At 69.0% G+C, this 17,039-nt stretch carries 16 protein-coding genes; 6 read left to right on the top strand and 10 right to left on the bottom strand.

What is annotated here, in order from left to right:
• Positions 1-46 precede the first annotated feature (46 nt).
• The 5 genes from pdxA to lptF are packed head-to-tail and all read right to left on the bottom strand — an operon-like array spanning position 47 to position 6,633.
• A complete protein-coding gene (gene pdxA, locus MAA8898_RS05055) occupies positions 47-1,012 on the bottom strand; it encodes a 4-hydroxythreonine-4-phosphate dehydrogenase PdxA (RefSeq protein ID WP_094019880.1) in 966 nt (321 codons plus the stop codon).
• Entirely contained in the window at positions 1,009-2,232 is a 1,224-nt protein-coding gene (locus MAA8898_RS05050; RefSeq protein ID WP_094019879.1) for a peptidylprolyl isomerase, read from the bottom strand. The genes pdxA and MAA8898_RS05050 overlap by 4 nt, the downstream gene beginning before the upstream one ends.
• The gene (locus tag MAA8898_RS05045) at positions 2,220-4,406 is read right to left on the bottom strand and encodes an LPS-assembly protein LptD (RefSeq protein ID WP_094019878.1); all 2,187 of its coding nucleotides are present in this window, start codon (positions 4,404-4,406) and stop codon (positions 2,220-2,222) included. Before MAA8898_RS05045 ends, MAA8898_RS05050 begins: the two co-directional genes overlap by 13 nt.
• Positions 4,403-5,497: an LPS export ABC transporter permease LptG gene (gene lptG, locus MAA8898_RS05040; RefSeq protein WP_094019877.1), complete on the bottom strand. Its 1,095-nt coding sequence runs from the start codon at positions 5,495-5,497 to the stop codon at positions 4,403-4,405. The genes MAA8898_RS05045 and lptG overlap by 4 nt, the downstream gene beginning before the upstream one ends.
• The gene (lptF, locus tag MAA8898_RS05035; RefSeq protein WP_245853240.1) at positions 5,494-6,633 is read right to left on the bottom strand and encodes an LPS export ABC transporter permease LptF; all 1,140 of its coding nucleotides are present in this window, start codon (positions 6,631-6,633) and stop codon (positions 5,494-5,496) included. The genes lptG and lptF overlap by 4 nt, the downstream gene beginning before the upstream one ends.
• 135 nt (positions 6,634-6,768) lie before the next feature.
• Here lptF and MAA8898_RS05030 point away from each other — a divergent pair, with 135 nt between their 5' ends.
• The gene (locus tag MAA8898_RS05030; protein WP_094019876.1) at positions 6,769-8,235 is read left to right on the top strand and encodes a leucyl aminopeptidase; all 1,467 of its coding nucleotides are present in this window, start codon (positions 6,769-6,771) and stop codon (positions 8,233-8,235) included.
• Between the two features lie 107 nt (positions 8,236-8,342).
• A complete protein-coding gene (locus tag MAA8898_RS05025; RefSeq protein WP_094019875.1) occupies positions 8,343-8,801 on the top strand; it encodes a DNA polymerase III subunit chi in 459 nt (152 codons plus the stop codon).
• Positions 8,802-8,804: 3 nt separating this feature from the next.
• On the opposite strand, the gene MAA8898_RS05020 is transcribed toward MAA8898_RS05025, so the two are convergent.
• Both MAA8898_RS05020 and MAA8898_RS05015 read right to left on the bottom strand, forming a co-directional pair.
• Entirely contained in the window at positions 8,805-9,386 is a 582-nt protein-coding gene (locus MAA8898_RS05020) for a retropepsin-like aspartic protease family protein (RefSeq protein ID WP_094019874.1), read from the bottom strand.
• 68 nt (positions 9,387-9,454) lie between these two features.
• Positions 9,455-10,075, bottom strand: coding sequence for a MarC family protein (locus MAA8898_RS05015; RefSeq protein ID WP_094019873.1), 621 nt, complete (start codon positions 10,073-10,075; stop codon positions 9,455-9,457).
• Positions 10,076-10,275: 200 nt separating this feature from the next.
• On the opposite strand from MAA8898_RS05015, the gene MAA8898_RS05010 reads away from it, so the two are divergent.
• Positions 10,276-11,034 carry a fumarylacetoacetate hydrolase family protein gene (locus MAA8898_RS05010; protein WP_094019872.1) on the top strand — a complete coding sequence of 253 codons (759 nt, stop codon included), beginning with the start codon at positions 10,276-10,278 and terminating at the stop codon, positions 11,032-11,034.
• Between the two features lie 9 nt (positions 11,035-11,043).
• On the opposite strand, the gene MAA8898_RS05005 is transcribed toward MAA8898_RS05010, so the two are convergent.
• Complete coding sequence (locus MAA8898_RS05005; protein ID WP_094019871.1) at positions 11,044-12,894, bottom strand: ABC-F family ATP-binding cassette domain-containing protein; 1,851 nt, start codon at positions 12,892-12,894, stop codon at positions 11,044-11,046.
• Positions 12,895-13,251: 357 nt separating this feature from the next.
• On the opposite strand from MAA8898_RS05005, the gene ndk reads away from it, so the two are divergent.
• Positions 13,252-13,674, top strand: a complete 423-nt coding sequence (gene ndk / locus MAA8898_RS05000) for a nucleoside-diphosphate kinase (RefSeq protein ID WP_094019870.1) — start codon at positions 13,252-13,254, stop codon at positions 13,672-13,674.
• A 132-nt stretch (positions 13,675-13,806) separates the two neighbouring features.
• Complete coding sequence (locus MAA8898_RS04995) at positions 13,807-14,793, top strand: hypothetical protein (protein ID WP_094019869.1); 987 nt, start codon at positions 13,807-13,809, stop codon at positions 14,791-14,793.
• 72 nt (positions 14,794-14,865) lie between these two features.
• Here MAA8898_RS04995 and MAA8898_RS04990 read toward each other — a convergent pair whose 3' ends face one another.
• Together MAA8898_RS04990 and MAA8898_RS04985 are read right to left on the bottom strand one after the other, a co-directional pair.
• Positions 14,866-15,201 carry a TfoX/Sxy family protein gene (locus MAA8898_RS04990; protein ID WP_094019868.1) on the bottom strand — a complete coding sequence of 112 codons (336 nt, stop codon included), beginning with the start codon at positions 15,199-15,201 and terminating at the stop codon, positions 14,866-14,868.
• A 7-nt stretch (positions 15,202-15,208) separates the two neighbouring features.
• Entirely contained in the window at positions 15,209-16,396 is a 1,188-nt protein-coding gene (locus MAA8898_RS04985) for a pyridoxal phosphate-dependent aminotransferase (RefSeq protein WP_094019867.1), read from the bottom strand.
• Positions 16,397-16,664: 268 nt separating this feature from the next.
• Here MAA8898_RS04985 and MAA8898_RS04980 point away from each other — a divergent pair, with 268 nt between their 5' ends.
• A complete protein-coding gene (locus MAA8898_RS04980; RefSeq protein WP_094019866.1) occupies positions 16,665-17,039 on the top strand; it encodes a hypothetical protein in 375 nt (124 codons plus the stop codon).

The following is a 17,039-nucleotide window of genomic DNA, read 5'->3' as shown; positions in this document are numbered from 1 at the left end:
GCAAATTTCAGGGGTGAAATTTGCGCCCGTGGCGCGCGGGGCGACTTCATGCCAGCCGCGCGGCCATGCGCAGGGCGGCCAGCGTCGAGGACGGGTTCGCCATCCCACGGCCCGCGATGTCGAAGGCGGTGCCGTGGTCGGGCGAGGTGCGCACGAAGGGCAGGCCCAGCGTGACGTTCACGCCTTCGTCGAAGTCCAGCGTCTTGATCGGGATCAGCGCCTGGTCGTGGTACATGCAGAGCGCTGCGTCATAGCCGGCGCGGGCGCGTTCGTGGAACATCGTGTCGGCGGGCAGCGGGCCGCGCAGGTCCATCCCCTCGGCGCGCAGGCGCTCCAGCACCGGGGCAATCAGCTGGCTCTCCTCGCGGCCCATGCGCCCGCCTTCGCCGGCATGCGGGTTCAACCCGGCCACCGCGAGGCGCGGGTCGGCGATGCCGAACTGGGTGACCAGCGCCCGGCGGGTGATGCGGATGCGCCGCTCCAGCAGGTCGGCGGTCAGGGCGCGGGGGACTTCGGACAGCGCGATGTGGATCGTCACCGGGACCACGCGGAGGCGGTCCGAGGCCAGCATCATCACCACCTCGTCCACCCCCGCCAGGTGGGCGAGGAACTCGGTATGGCCGGGAAAGGCAAAGCCTGCGCCCTCGGCCAGCGCCTGCTTGTGGATCGGCAGGGTGCAAAGCGCCCGTGCCGCGCCCGACTGCACCAGCCGCACGCCCTCTTCGATGGACCGGATCACGCCGCCGGCCTGCACTGGCTGCGGCACGCCGGGCACGCGTGGGCCGGGCACCGGGATCGGCCAGACCGGCAGGGCTGCGGCCGAGGCCTCAACCGCCTGTGCCGGATCGTCGACGATGACATGCGGCACCTGTCCGGGCAGGTGCGCCGGATCGCCGATCCATACGAAGGGCAGGTCGCCTTTCAGCTGCTCCCAGGCGGATTCCGCCAGCTCCGGCCCGATGCCGGCAGGTTCACCGCAGCTGAGCGCAACCGGCGCCTCTGCCCGCGTCATTTCTCGACGATGAGGGCGTCGGCGCGCAGCTGCGCGAGATAGCCGTCGGCGAGCGCGGCCAGGCGCTGGTTGCGCAGACCGATGGTGATCTCGGTGCGGTCGATGTCCTCGGCGATCTCGCTGGTGCGGCCGCACATCATCAGGAACACCAGCGTCTGCCCGCCGGACCGCGTCAGCGCGGTGGACACCTCGCCCGGGTCGAGCTTGGACAGCTCGAAGGCGATGTCGGTCGGCAGGTCGTTCACCGGCAGCGTGCCACGTTCCAGCACCTCGGGCGGCTGGCCCTTGGCGATGCCGTAGAGGTCGTCGCAGCGGTCGATCCGGCCGGCGATCTCGCGCGCCTTGGCCAGCGTCTCGGGCGACCGCCCGCCCGCCATGTAATAGGCGGCGTATTCCACCGCGGCCACCCTGGGCGCGGTATAGTCGCCCTCGGCGATGTCGCGCAGCTGGAACAGCGCGATGGCGCCGTCGAGCGGGATCGGGTCGGTGACCTCGCCGGGGGCGAGGCCCAGCAGCACCGGTTGCAGCGGCGGCGGCAGGTCGCTGAGGTTCTGCCAGGGCAGGCGGCCGCCGGCGTCGCGGGTGGCGGTTGCGGAGTAGCGCTGCGCCTCGGCCGAGAAGGCACCAAAGCTGGTTATCCGGGCAATGCGCTCGGCGCGCTCGCGGACCTCGGTTTCCTGCTCGGGGGGCATCGGCATGATGATCTCGGACAGCAGGACGCGGACGCTGCTGCCGCCGCCCTGCCGCGACAGGGCGCGGTCGATCTCGTCCTCGGAGACGGAAGAGCGCGCGCCGAACCGCGCCTGCACCAGTTGGCGCCAGCTGAGGCCGGCCTGCACGAAGTCGCGGAAGGTCTGCTCGGCCACGCCCTCGGCGGCGAGCGCGGCGACGAACTGGTCGCGGTCCATGTTGGCGCGGCCGGCGAATTCGGCCATGCCGTCCAGCACCTCTTCCTCGGTCGGGCGGATGCCGTTGTCGGAGGCGGCCTGCACGCGCAGGCGGTCGTCGATCAGCTGGTCGCGCGCGACCTTGGTCAGGTCGCCGGGCGCCCGCAGCACCTGCAGCATCTGCCGGCGCTGCTGGATCTCGTAGCCGGTGATCACCGCGTCGTTCACCCGGATGGCCGGCCCGAAGAGGTTTTGCGCGGAGGCCGGCACGGGCGCCAGCGCGAGTCCGGCGACGACAAGGAGCGGCGAGAGGAAACGGGTCAGAAGGAACATGTGCGGCGATACTCCTTGCCACTGCCGCCGGTGCTGAAACCCATCAGCGCGACGGTCAGGTCGAATTCCGTGGAGGGTTCGAGGTTGGTCGCGGAGGCATAGTTCCGCGTGGCCTGGAAGTCCACCTGGATGCATTCATTGCGGTATTGCAGGCCAAGGCCGACGCGGTCAACCCGGCGGTCGGAAAGATCGTAGCGCGCCTCGCCCGAGGTGGCCCAGTGGCGGGTCACCTGGTAGCGGCCGTCAAAGGTCCATTCGGCCTGCGTCTGGTCGCGGTCCTCGTCGGGGTCGGCCTCGAGCAGCAGGTAGGAGGCGCCGAGGTCCATCCGCGAGGTCGACCAGCCGGCGCGCGCCTCGGCCTTGGCGACCTGCATGTCGGTATCCAGCAGGCCGCGCATCGACAGGGTGATCCCCAGCGGGTTGGAAAAGCGCCCGGCGATCAGCAGGTCGGACGTGGTGCCAGCCAGCCCGGAGGTGCGCGAAAAATCGCTGTCCGCGCTGTCGCGCCAGACCTGGCCCAGCGTCAGCGCGGCGGACCAGCCGGTGGGCGCCTGATGCATCCAGCGCACCCCGGCGGCCAGCGTCGCGCCGTGTTCGCGCCGGTCGGCGGCCGGGAAACGCGACAGCGACAGCAGGTTGGCCTCGTCGAATTCGACCCGGGTGCTTTCGTCGTTGGGGTTCTTCAGCCGTTCGCCGCCGACCCAGCCCAGCTGGACCACCGGTTCGAACAGGGTGCGCCCGCCCGCCGCGCCGCGCCGTTGCATCGGGTAGCGCAGTTCCACCGCGACACCGGCGATCGCGCGGCTGACCTCGGGCGAGGAGGTGACATCCTGTTCGGTCATGTAGCGATCGACCCAGAGGTGGGTCGAGACCCCGGCGCGCAGCCCGCCCGCCAGCGTCCAGCGGTTCCGCCAGCTAAACTCGGCGTTGAGGCGCGCGACGTCGCGGCCGTCGACCTCGAGATCGTCGTCGGGGCCGTCGGTGGCGCGCTTGGACTGGCGCAGGTGGCCGTGCGCCTCGGCGGCCAGGCGAAGCTCGCCCCCGATGCGCGGGAAATAGCGCCGTTCGATGAAATAATCGGCGATGAAGCGGGGCTGGGTGTCGTTGCTTTCGAAGTCGCGCAGCGTCTCGTAGTTCAGCACGCTGGCGCGCATGAAGCCGTCCCGCTGCACCCGGCGCAGCGACACCGAGCTTTCCAGCCGGTCGGCGCTGCTGATGCCGTAATCGTTGAGATAGGCGTCGTCGGAGACGGATTTCAGCCGGAAATCCAGCTTGTAGTCCCCGGCGATCAGAAAATCGCCCTCGGCGAAGAGGTAGCCGCGCAGGCCGTCGGTCTTGAGCGTGTCGGAGCTGGCCGCGCCCTCCAGGGTCAGGCTGCCGTTGCGAAAGGCCTGGCGATAGCGCAGTTCCAGCGTGCGCGTCTTGGGCGACAGGTAGGGCGTCAGCGTCAGGTCCTTGTGCGGACCGAAGGGGACGAAGTAGGGCGTCTTGATGCCGAACCCCAGCAGGGTGGAGCTGCGGAAACTGGGCACGAGAAAGCCGCGCGCGCGTTTCAGCGTGGGGTCCGGCAGGCGCAGGTGCGGGAAGTAGAACACCGGCACGTCCAGCACGCGAAACTGCGCGCCGTCGAAGTAGAGCTGCCGTTCTTCCTGGTCGTGCACGACGCGGGCGGCGCGGATCTGCCACAGCGGCACGCCGCGTGGCCCGCAGACCTGGCAGGAGGTGACGGCGACGCGGCTGAGCTGGGTGTAGCGGCCCTCGACGCGGCGCGCCTCGACCGAGGCAAGCTGCAACTGCTGGTCCAGCACCAGCCGCGCGCCGGCCAGCAAGCCGTTCTGCAAGCCGCGGTCCAGCTGCGCGAAATCGGCGGTCATGACGTTGCCCGCGGCGTCGGTGATGCGAATCGGGCCGTCGATGGTCAGGCTGTCGGTGGTACGGTCATAGAGGATGCGGGTGGCGGTCAGCGTCACCCCGTCGTGGAACGCCTCGACGTTGCCGGTGGCGACCAGGCGCTCCTCGTTCTCGACGTAGACGGAATCGGCCAGCAGCATGGCCGGCTTGGCCGCGCCATCCTGCGATGTGTCCTGCGCGCGCAGGGGCAGGGCCAGCAGCAGCGCAAGCACTGCGGCCAGGCCGGCCAGACGTGAGGCCAGACGTGGGAACGCGCGTGTCATCCGTCCTCCATATGCAGAACCAGCCCCATCGCCAGCAGGACAGAGGCCACCGGCGGAACCCAGGCCGCGACCAGCGGCGAAAGCTGGCCGTTTTCCCCCATGATCTGGGCAAAGCTTCGCACGTAATACAAGCCAAAGCCAAGCAGGACCGCGGACAGGATCGCGACGCCGGTGCGGCCCAGCCGGGTGGGCCGCATGGTGAAGGCCGCGCCGACCAGCGTCATCGCCACCAGGAACAGCGGGCGCGACAGTTCCATGTGCAGCCAGACCACGTGCCGCCGGGCGGAAAAGCCCGCCGATTCCAGCCCGGCGATGAAGGCGGGCAGGTCCCAGATCGCCACCGCCGAGGGCTTGCCAAAGCGGTCGCGGATGCTGTCCTGCGTCAGGCTGGACGGCAACCGCAGCAGGTCATGCGTGCGGGCCCCGGATTCCGGGTTCAGGCCCAGCGCCAGCGGCCAGGCCTTGGCGTTGCTGAGCAGCCAGAACCCGTCCTCTAGCCGGGCGCTTTCCGCCAGGATGCGGGTCATCGGCCCGCCACCGGGGGCGTAGACGACGATCGAGACCTCGAACAGCCTGGTTGCCTCGGGGTTGGCGCGGGCGGCATGGATCACCGCCTGCCCCTCGGTTCCGCCCTGCCGCAGCCACAGGCCCTCGGGTCCGATCGAGACCGCCGAGGTGGTGCCGCTCTCGTAGACCTCCAGCAGGTCGGCGTAGCGCTTGGACGTGGCCGAAACGATGGGGTTCATCAGCGCCACCACCAGCCCGCCCAGCACCAGCGCGACCAGCACCGGCGCCAGCAGCGCGGTCAGGCCCGAGCGCCCGGCGGCGCGCGTCACCACAAGCTCGGACGACCGCGCGAGGCCGAGAAACATCGCCACAGTGGCCAGGATCACCACCAGCGGGATGATCTCGTAGAGACCCGTCGGCAATTTCAGCAGCACCATCTGCACCACGTGGCCAAAGCTGACCGAATCGTCGAAGCGGCGCATTTCCTCGATCAGGTCGAGCAGGCCCTGGAACAGCCCGAAGATCGCCAGCAGGGCCAGGAACAGCCACAGGAAGCGGCGGGCAAAGTAGCGGTGCAGGATCATGCCGCCACCTCTGCCGGGTCGCCGCGCCGAGCGCGCCGGGGCCGGAAGGGGCGCGCCGCCTGGCGCAGCAGCGCCCAGACCATCAGCAGGCCGATGAGGCTGGGCAGGTAGACCAGCGGCCAGAGTCGCGGATCGCCGCGCACCGGGTCGGTGACCGCGCTTTCCACCAGCTTGACCGCCACCAGCAGGACGATGGCAAAGACGATCTGCCGGGTGACGCCAAAACGCGAAAAGCCGCCCACCATCAGCGCCGCGTTGCCGACCAGCGCCGCCACCAGCGCCAGCAGCGGCAGCTGGAACCGCATGTGCGCCTCTTCCAGCGCCTCGCCGGGCTTGTCCTTGGCCTCTTCGGCCGAGGCCACCGGATCGGCCAGCAGCTCGAAGGTCGACATGTAGTTCAGCCGCCGTTTCGTTGGCCGGGACGAGGTGATCAGCCCGGACACGTCATAGGTCAGGTCGGTGAAATTCGTGGTCGACAGCCGCCGCTCGACCATGTCCAGCGTCTGCGCCATGCCCGACAGCATCACCATCTTGGGGCCTTCGTCGTCGCGGATCAGGTAGGCCCGCTCCGAGGTGTAGGTGACCTCGCGCCCCTCGGTGCGGCGGTCCGACAGCACGACATCACGCAACTCGCCCGTCGCGGTGATGTCGCGGATGTAGAAGGTCACGCCGGCGATCGGATGCAGAAAGACCCCGTCGCGCAGCAGCCGCGCGGTGACCGAGGCGGCCAGTTCCCGTTCGCGCAGGCGAAGCTGTTCCAGCGACTTCGGCACGAGGACATGCGTCAGCGTCGAGAGCATCAGCGCGACCAGCACGCCAAAGATCAGCACCGGTCGCGCCAGCCGCCAGGGCGAATAGCCGGTCGCCTGCACCACGGTCAGCTCGCTGTCCGAACTCATCCGATTGGTGACGTAGACCGAGGCGGCAAACGCCGCCAGTGGCAGCACCATGGCCACGACGGCGGGCAGGGACAGGGCGGTGAACTCGGCCACGACGCCGACGGCATGACCGTCCGAAACCAGCTGGTCAAAGATCGTGACGGCCTTGTTCACCCAGTAGACCGACACAAGGACTAGGGCGAAAAAGCCGAACACGACTACCAGTTGCGACAGCACATATCTGTCGAATCTCTGCAAACGCCGGTTCCCCCCAGAACGGACAAGGTGCGCGCAGACTAAAGGATCACACGGGAATGCGAAAGGTGGCACTGGTCAAGCGGGGCATCGGGCGTTACCTCTCGTGGCGAAACACTGCTCAGGGGAAAGAACACGATGACCGATGTGCGCGCGATCAGCTTTGCCGAGGTGGAACTCGAGGCGCTGGGCGAGGCCGCTGGCCGGGTGGCCGTGATGGTGACCGCCGACGGAACGCTCAGCCCCGGGGCGCGGCGGCTGAACCGTCTGACCAAGGGCGGCGTGGGCCGCGCGGTGGAAAGCGCCGCCTGGGGCAAGCTGTCGGCCGGCGAGGCGCTGAGCCTGGCCTGGCCCGCCGGCATGGCCGCCGAGGCGGTCGACATCGTCAAGCTGGACCGCCGCCCCGCCACCGCCGAGGCGCGCAAGGCCGGCGGCACGCTGGCGCGGCTGGCGGGCAAATCCGCGATGACCGTTCTGGTCGAGGTCACGCGCCTGCCCGAGGAGATCGCGCTGGGCATCGCGCTGCGCGGCTACGTCTTTTCCGCGCGCAAGTCCGAGGCGGCCGAGCCGCTGGCCGCGGCGACGCTGATGGTCAAGGACCCGGCCGAGGCCGAGGCCGCCTTTGCCACCGGCCGCGCGCTGGCCGAGGGCGTGGTCTTTACCCGCGACCTGATCAGCGAACCGGCCAACGTGCTGACGACGGTGGAGTTCGCCACCCGGCTGGAGGCGCTGCGCGATCTCGGGGTCGAGGTCGAGGTGATGGACGAACCGGAGCTGGAAAAGCTGGGCATGGGCGCGCTGCTGGGCGTCGGCCAGGGCTCGGCGATGCCGTCCAAGGTCGTCACGATGCGCTGGAAGGGGGCCGAGGGCGCGCCGCTGGCGCTGATCGGCAAGGGCGTCGTGTTCGACACCGGCGGCATCAGCCTCAAGCCCGCGCAGGGCATGGAGGACATGACCATGGACATGGGCGGCGCCGGCACCGTGGCTGGCGTCATGAAGGCGCTGGCCCTGCGCAAGGCCAAGGCGCATGTGGTCGCCATGGTGGGCCTGGTCGAGAACATGCCCTCGCACATGGCGCAGCGTCCGGGCGACATCGTCAAGTCGATGAAGGGCGACACCATCGAGGTGATCAACACCGACGCCGAGGGGCGGCTGGTGCTGGCCGACGTGATGTGGCACGCGCAGGAGACCGAGAAACCCGCCGCGATGATCGACCTCGCCACCCTGACCGGCGCCTGCATCATCGCGCTGGGGCATGAAAACGCCGCCGTCTTCTCCAACGACGATGCGCTGGCGGCCGATTTCCTCAAGGCGGCGCAGGCCGAGGGCGAGGGCGCCTGGCGGCTGCCGCTGGGCAAGGCCTACGACGACATGCTGAAAAGCCAGAAGGCCGACATGAAGAACGTCGGCGGCCGCCCGGCAGGCGCGATCACCGCGGCGCAGTTCCTGCAACGCTTCGTCAAGGCGGAAACCCCCTGGATCCACCTCGACATCGCCGGGGTGGCGCAGGTGACGACCGACGGCGCGCTCGCCCCCAAGGGCGCGACCGGCTGGGGCGTGCTGGCGCTGGACCGGCTGGTGCGCGACCGCTTCGAAAAGGACTGACCCTGGCCAGCGCATCTTTGGTCCGGAAATATCCCGGGGGGGGGGCTGCCGCAGGCAGACGGGGGGCAGCGCCCCCCATGCCCCCGGCGTCACAGGCGGAGCACGCGATGGGAGAGGCCTTTTTCTACCACCTGACCCGCCGCCCGCTGGAGGCGGTGCTGCCGGAGCTGCTGGACCGGTCTCTGGCGCGCGGCTGGCGGGTTGCGGTGCGCGGCACCGATCCGCAGCGGCTGGACTGGCTGGACCAGAAGCTGTGGCTGGGGCCCGAGGACGGGTTTCTGCCGCACGGCCTGTCCGGCGGGCCACACGACGCCGACCAGCCGGTGCTGCTGACCTCTGAGCGCCGCGCCGCCAACGAGCCTGCCTGCCTCATGAGCATCGACGGCGCCGAGGTCGCGCCCGAGGAAGTCGGCGCGCTGGAGCGGGTCTGCGTCCTGTTCGACGGCCATGACGGCCCGGCCTTGCAGCGCGCGCGCGACCAGTGGCGCGCACTCACCGGCGCGGGCTGCAAGGCAAAGTACTGGTCCGAGGAATCGGGCCGCTGGGAAAAGAAGGCCGAGGCCTGAGCCTCAGCGTTGCAGCACCATCGTCCCGCCGGTGATCTCGAGCCGGGTAAAGCGGCCCAGGTAGCTCATCCCCAGAAGCGAGTTCTCCATCTCTCCGGCGTTGACATAGGCCGGCACGCGCTGGTCGCGGAAGGGGCCCAGGCCGACCTCGTCCAGCACCACGCGGGCGGTCTGGACCACGCCGTTGGCGGTCATCGCCTCGGTCAGGAAGTGCAGGCCGCTGTCGTCGATCCCGGCACGCTCGGCGTCCCGGCGCGTCAGCACGATCGAGGTTGCGCCGGTGTCCACGACAAATCGGGTGGGCGATCCGTTGATCTGGAGCGTCACGTAGTAATGCCCGTCCGGGGCGCGCGGCAGTTCGACCTTGCCTTCGCTCTCGAACACCATCTGGCGCGGCGTCACGGTGCCGCGGATGTCGCTCCACAACCCGTAGGCGGCGATCACGCCGACAAAGATCAGCGCCCAGGCCGCCATCTGCTGAAGGGTCTTGTTCAGGCTGTTGCGGCCATGCAGGACCAGCCAGCTGCCGATCACCGCCGCCAGCAGTCCGAGGTAGATGAGGTTTCCGATCTGGTCGCCCGACATGGCCCGCTCCCCCTGCATACCCTGCAAAGATAGGCACTCTGCGGCCAAGGTACAGGGGGGGGGTCGCCTCAGGCCGGGGCCAGCCCGAAGCTGCGCAGCCCGTCCAGCACGAACTGAACCGACAGCGCCGCGAGCAGCATGCCCAGGAGGCGCGTGATCACGATGATGCCGACCCGGCCCAGCAGGTGCTCGATCGCGCCGGCGACCAGGAACAGTGCCAGCGCGACGCAGATCACGCCTGCCATGACCGCCAGGATGCCCGCCATTTCAAGCCCATCGCCCGCGCGCCCCGCCAGCAGGATCATCGAGGCGATGGCCCCCGGACCGGCGATCAGCGGGATCGCCAGCGGAAAGACGGAGGGGTCGGGGAAATCCTCGCGCTCGGCATTGTCCTCGCGCCGCTTGGTGCGGCGGTCGAACAGCATGTCGAGCGCGGTCAGGAAAAGCAGGATCCCGCCGGCGATGCGGAAGGCGGGCATCGAGATGCCGACGAAGCCCAGGACCGCCTCGCCGAAGAAGGCGAACAGCGTCAGGATGCCGATGGCCACCGCGCAAGACCGCAGCGCCACGGCACGGCGGTGCGCGGCGTCGGTGTCCTGCGTGAGCGCGATGAACATCGGGGTGAGGCCGATGGGGTCGATCACGACGAACAGCGTGACGAAGGCGCTGATGAGAAAGGCGGTGTCCATGGCGCTGCCTTGTCATTTTCGGCCCCCGCGATCAAGGGCCTGCTGTCGGGAACTCTTGGGCGCCGGGCCGGATTGCCGTTTTGGACAGGGCGGTCAACATGGGCGAAAACGGATGCGCGCATAGACAACCGGCTTTGCCTTGGCGCGGCCAGGCACTAGACCCCTGGTCGGACACAGGGCTTTGCACGGGGAGGACAGTCATGGAATGGGCACGGGCGCGCAAGGGCGACGGCAGCGTGGTGACGGGCATCGTGGAGGGCGGCGCGCTGCATCCGCGCGCCGCACTGGGGGCCGAGCAGGGGGCGGGCGATCCGGTCGCGCTGGCGGAGGTGACCTTGCTGGCGCCAGTGGTGCCGGGAAAGTTCATCGGGCTGTGGAACAATTTCCACGCGGCGGCGGAAAAGAACGGCTGGGCGCAGCCGGCGCATCCGCTCTATTTCCTCAAGCCGGTGACCAGCCTGGCCGGGCCGGGCGACACGGTGGCGATCCCGCCCGACATCGGCCGCGTGCTGTTCGAGGGCGAACTGGGCGTGGTGATCGGCGCCGAGTGCCGCAACGTCCCGGCCGACGAGGCGGGCGCGGCGATCCTGGGCTATACCTGCGTGAACGATTTCACCGCGCTCAACATCCTGACCGAGGACCCGTCGTTCCCGCAGTGGACGCGGGCCAAGGGGTTTGACGGCTTTGGCGTGATCGGGCCGGGGATCGTGACGGGCCTCGACTGGCGGGCTTTGGAGGTCAAGGTCACGGTGAACGGGCGCGAGCGGCAGAGCTATGCCTGTTCGGACATGATCTTTGGCCCCGAGGAGATCGTGGCGCGGCTGTCGAAGGACATGACCCTGATGCCCGGCGACGTGATCGCCTGCGGCACCTCGCTGGGCGCGATGCCGGTCAAGCCGGGGCAAGAGGTGGAGGTGCGGATCGAGGGGATTGGCGGTGTGGCGGTGAGGATGGCCTGAATCGCGGGGTCAGACGCTCTCGGCCTCGTCCAGCCGTTCCAGCGCCTTTTCCCACATCGCCTCGGCGCGGTGCAGGCCTTCCATGATCTCGGCGTATTTCTTGTTCCAGACCTCGAGTTCGCCGACCTTGTCGGTCTCGTAGAGCGCGGGGTCGGCCAGCTTTTTCGCCAGCTTCTCGCGCATCTCTTCCAGCTTGGTCACGCGGTCCTCGCATTTGCGGGCCTCGGCACGCAGGTCGAGGATCTGGTCGCGCGACAGGCGCTTGGGCTTTTCCATCGGTTTGCCGGGCTTGGCCGGCGTGTCGCGCGCCAGCAGCATGGCGCGGTAGGTTTCGAGATCCTCGTCGTAGGGGCGCACGCTGCCCTGGCTGACCAGCCAGAGCCGGTCGGCGACCAGCGACAGCAGGTGCATGTCGTGGCTGACCAGGATCACCGCGCCGGAATAGGCGGTCAGCGCCTCGACCAGCGCCTCGCGGCTTTCGATGTCGAGGTGGTTGGTGGGTTCGTCGAGGATCAGCAGGTGCGGCGCGTCGAGCGTGGCCAACAGCAGCGACAGCCGCGCCTTCTGCCCGCCGGACAGGCGCGCGACCTCGGTGTCCGCCTGTGCCGCCATCAGGCCGAAGCCGGCCAGCCGGGCGCGCAGTTTCGCGGGCGGCGTGTCGGGGCGTTCGCGTTGCAGGTGCTGGAGCGGGTTTTCGTCGAGGTGCAGTTCGTCGACCTGGTGCTGGGCAAAGTAGCCGATGCGCAGCTTGGAGGACCGCGACATGCGGCCTTCCATCAGGGGCAGGCGGTCGGACAGCAGTTTCGACAGGGTCGATTTGCCCTCGCCGTTCTTGCCCAGCAGGGCGATGCGGTCGTCCTGGTCGATGCGCAGGTTCAGCCGCTTGAGGACGGCGGTGCCATTGTAGCCAACGGCGCCGCCCTCGATGTTGATGATGGGGGGCGACAGCTCGTCCGGCTGGGGAAAGCTAAAGACGCGCTTGGCGGCCTCCTCGGGCGGGGTAATCATGTCCATCCGCTCGATCATCTTGAGGCGGGCCTGGGCCTGCTTGGCCTTGGAGGCCTTGGCGCGGAAGCGGTCGACGAAGCCTTGCAAGTGGGCGCGGCGGTCCTGCTGTTTCTTGGCGGTCGCGGCCAGCTGGGCGCGTTTCTCGGCGCGCAGCTTGACGAAGCCGTCGTAGGGCGTGCCGTAGTAGGTCAGCTTGCGGTCCTCGACGTGCAGGATGCTGCCGACGGCGCGGTTCAAGAGGCCCCGGTCGTGGCTGATGACGATTACCGTGTGCGGGTACTTGGCGAGGTAGGATTCGAGCCAGAGCGCGCCTTCGAGGTCGAGGTAGTTGGTCGGTTCGTCCAGCAACAGAAGGTCGGGCTGGGCAAAGAGCACGCCGGCCAGCGCGACGCGCATCCGCCAGCCGCCCGAGAAGGCCGAACAGGGCTGTTTCTGTTGCGCGTCGTCAAAGCCGAGACCGCGCAGGATGGTGGCGGCGCGGGCCTCGGCGCTCCAGGCGTCGATGTCGGCCAGCCTTGTCTGGATCTCGGCGATGCGGTGCGGGTCCTGCGCCGTCTCGGCCTCGGCCAGCAGGGCGGCGCGTTCGGTGTCGGCGGCAAGCACGGTGTCGATCAGCGAGGTCTCTGACGCGGGCACCTCCTGGCTGACGCCGCCGATGCGGGCGCGTGAGGGCAGGGTGAGTTCGCCGTTGTCGAGGGTCAGCTCGCCCTTGATCAGGCGGAAAAGCGTGGTCTTGCCCGCGCCGTTGGGCCCGACGAGGCCGACCTTGTGGCCTTCGGGAATCGTCGCGGAGGCGCCTTCGAACAGAGGGCGGCCTTCGACGGAATACGAGATGTTTTCGATGCGCAGCATTCGGCCCCTCTAGCACCGCCAGGATACGGCGACCAGCCCCGCCGGGCCGTCTATGCCAGGGTTTTCGACTGCAGGGAAACCGGCGGGAGGCGTGCCGAATGTTTGTGGGGCAGGACGCCTCGGGGAACACGCGAGCCGGTGCCGTCGCGGCATCGAGACAAGAGATCGTTCCGGAGAAGGTGCCCACGGGGCGGGTTCTGCCGCCGACCCCGGTCACCATCGCCTGCCCGGCGCCGCCGGCCCGGCCTGGAAGGTGTCCCGGCCCCCGAAACGCCACTGTCACCGCGGCGCCCCCCTTTCTCAGCTTGGCGACCCATGCTAACAGCGCGGCGAAACTGACCACATCGGAGTATTCAAATGGCTGTCCAGCGGACTTTCTCGATCATCAAGCCCGACGCAACCCGCCGCAACCTGACCGGCGCGATCAACGCCAAGATCGAGGCCGCAGGCCTGCGCATCATCGCGCAGAAGCGCATTCACCTGACCAAGGCGCAGGCCGGCCAGTTCTATGCCGTGCACGCCGCGCGCCCCTTCTATGACGAGCTGTGCGAGTTCATGGCCTCCGAGCCGGTCGTCGTGCAGGTGCTGGAAGGCGAGGACGCCATCGTGAAGTACCGCGAAGTGATGGGCGCGACCAACCCGGCCGATGCCGCCGCGGGCACCATCCGCGCCGAGTTCGCCGAATCGGTTGGCGAGAACTCGGTCCACGGGTCGGACGCGCCGGACACCGCCGCGCAGGAAATCTCGTTCTTCTTCTCGGGGCTGGAACTGGTTGGCTGAGCCACCTGTCTTCGTGAAGTGACCAGGGCCGTCCGCGTCGCGGGCGGCCCTTTGCAGTTGGGCGGGGGCGTTGACAGGGCGGCGGCGCGGGGCCGAGACTGACGGCGGTTCGATCCGCCCGGAGGTGTTGCCATGCGTGTCCTGATCCTGCTGTGCCTTGGCCTGCTGGCGCCGCTGCGGCTGGCGGCGGCGGAGATCGAGGTGATCGAGGCGCGCACGCTGAGTTTCGACGAGATCGAGCGCGGCACCTGTGCGCTGCGGCTGAGCGGGCGGATCGGAGCGGGGGACGCCGAGCGCCTGCGCGAGGTGCTGGAGCGGCTGTTCCCGCTGGACCACGACGAGCTGAACCCGGCGCTGTGCCTGGACAGCCCCGGTGGGTCGCTGGACGAGGGGGTGAAGATCGCCGAGGTGCTGGCGGCGCATTTCACCGCGACGGTGGTGCCGGAGGGGGCGGAATGCCTGTCGGCCTGCGCGGTGGCTTTCATGGGTGGGACGTTCGGCTGGTACGAGTACATCTTCAACATGCGGCTGATCCATCCGGGCGCGCGGCTGGGGTTCCATGCGCCGGCTTTGGAGATCCCGGAAGGCGCCTATGACGCGGCCACGGTCACGCGGGCCTTTGACGTGGCGGTGGATGCCATTGCGCGCATTGCCGGGGACCTCGACCACACTTACCTGACCTCGAACATCAACCGCTTTCCCCGTTCGCTGCTGGCGCAGATGCTGGTGCACCGGGGCGAGGATTACCTGGCGGTCGACACGATCGAGAAGGCGGCGGCCTGGGATATTTGGGTGATCACGACGCGGCGGCCGGAGGTGACGGACGAGACGCTGGTGCGGATCTGCAAGGGTGGGATGCGCTGGCTGGCTGATGATCCGAAGCTGGGTTTCGACGTGGACGACTGGGAGCTGGATGGCCGCTGGGGCGAGGTGCGTGCGGTCACCGAGGGCTGGGACGTGACCTATGGCGATCTGTTCACCATCACCTGTGACGTGCGGCGGCTGGAGGGGGGCGCGCTGTCGATGCGGCTGAAGCTGGAGGACACCGACCTGGGTCAGATGGTGCTGCGGCCGTGGATGGCCTTTCCGGCCGATATGCCGGTTTCGGCGTTGCGGTAGGAGGGGGCGCTGCCCCCGTCTCCCTGCCGGGAGACTCCCCCGAGGTATTTGGAAAACCAAAGAAGGGCGGGGTCATCGCGGGCGGCGATCGATCACGCCGATCTGGTTCAGGATGCGATCGAGGTCGCTGCGGGGCTTGGCGGCGGTTTCGGCCTTGAGCGCGTCGAACTGGCGGCGCAGGGCGTCCTTTTCCGCGCCCTTGCAGTCGTTCCAGGGGCGGCCCTGGAGGGCCATGTGCAGCACGTAGTAGCCGATGAAATGCGGCCGCTCGCCGGCGGCGATCAGCCGGCGGTAGGCTTCGTGCGCACCCAGCCCGCGCAGGGTTTCGGCATCCGGGATGCCCGCCCCGGTCATGGCCCTTTCGGTGGCGGGGCCAAGGTTGCGCAGGCTGCTGACCGGCGTGCCCATGGCCCGCTCAGGCGGCCTGCGCGCGGGTTTCGGCAAAGGCGCAGAGGGTGCGCAGGGAGTCCTCCAGCCGTGCATCGTCGACGGTCAGCGCGACGCGGACGTGCCCGGCGGCGGAGCGGCCGAAGCTTTCGCCGGGCATGACGGCGATGTGGTGGGCGTCGAGCAGCGCCTCGGCGAAGTCGCGGCCCGAGAGGCCCGTCGCGCGGATGTCCAGCATGATGTACATGGCGCCCTGCGGCGGGATCGCGGTGACGGTGTTCTGTTCGGCGAGCACCCGCAGGGCGAGATCGCGGCGGCGGCGGAAGGGTTCGGAGACGCGGTCTTCGAGGCCGGGGCCCTGTTCCAGCGCAAAGAGGGCGCCGTCCTGGATGTAGCCAGGCACGCCGTAGGTGGTGGCGGTGGCGAGGTCGATCAGGCGATCCACCGCCTCGGCGGGGCCGACCAGCCAGCCGACGCGCGAGCCGGTCATGGCGTGGCTTTTGGACATGGAGCCGACAAGCAGCGTGCGTTCGGCCATGCCGGGCAGGCTGCGCGGGCTGACGTGCGCGCCCTGCCAGACCTGGGTGTCGTAGACCTCGTCGGAGATCAGCCAGAGGTCCTGCGCGGTGCAGGCCTCGGCGATGTCTTCGATCGTCTTGCGGGGGTAGACGGTGCCGGTGGGGTTGTTGGGGGTGTTGATCAGCAGGCTTTTTGCGCCGCTCTTGCGGGCGGCCTCGGCAATCGCCGCGCCGGAGGGCAGAAAGGCGCGGGCGGCCTCTGTCTGGATGGCGATGGGGGTGCCGGAGGCGGCGCGAATCGTGCCGGGGTAGGTGGCGTAATAGGGGTCGATGTAGAGCGCCGCGTCGCCGGGCGACAGCACGGTCACATGCGCGGAAAAGAGCGCGGCCTGCCCGCCGGGCGTGATCAGGACATTCTCCGGGCCTGTGGGCACGCCGGTGCGCGCCGTGAGCCGTTCGGCAACGGCGCGGCGCAGGGCGTGGACACCCGGGACCATGGCATAGCCGGTGTGTCCGCGCAGGGCGGCGGCGTGGATCGCCTGAAGGATGCTGGCATCGGTGCCGATGTCGTGTTCGCCGATGGTGAGTTCGGTCACCGGGGTGCCCGCGACGATCATGGCGCGCGCGCGGTAGAACACCTCCCAGCCGTCGGAGCCGCCGTCGTTGAGCGTGGTGATGCGGTGCGAGAGCTGGGGCATTTGGTCGTCCTTTCTGACGCATGTCTTGCCAGAGGGAGCGGGCGGCGGCAAGCGCCGTTCCGCGCGGCGTTCATCCCGTGTTGGGAAGCGTAAACGAATTCAGACAGTTGCGCGCGGAGGCGGGATTGACCCGGCGCACGGTCCTGCGTATGTTTTTCGCATGCTGGACGAGGTGCGGCAGGCGGCCCCGGGGGAGACCCTTTGGGGCCGTCTTTCGTTCCTTGCACCCTGACGGAGGGGCAACCTACAGGCAAGCAAGGTGTCGAGCATGAGCAGCCACGAGCAGAAGACCGACCGACAGCCGATCATCCTCACCGCCGATACGCGGTGCGAAAGACTGCAAAAGCAGCGAGAGCGGGCGACGGCGACAATCACCGATCTTCTCGACCAGATCGAGGAGGCACAGGACAGGATCCGCCGAGGGGACATCGACCGGAAGTCCGAGGCCGCAAAGGTTCTCGGGGAACTGAAGTACTGGCTGCGTGCAGCCCGGGAAACGGAGTTGGAACTTGAAGCGATCATCAGAAAGGAAGAGGGGATCGTCGACGCCTACGCGATCGATCTCGAGGCAGCCCGACTTGCGGTCGGGTGCCGTCTGGATAGCCTCCGGGCCTGCTGTGCTGAAGGAGAGGTTTCTGGATGA

Source organism: Antarctobacter aquimaris, assembly GCF_900184945.1.
In the GTDB taxonomy this organism is placed as follows: Bacteria; Pseudomonadota; Alphaproteobacteria; order Rhodobacterales; family Rhodobacteraceae; genus Maliponia; species Maliponia aquimaris.
The sequence above is the reverse complement of the archived record's forward strand: the minus strand, read 5'-3'. Positions and strand labels throughout refer to the sequence as shown.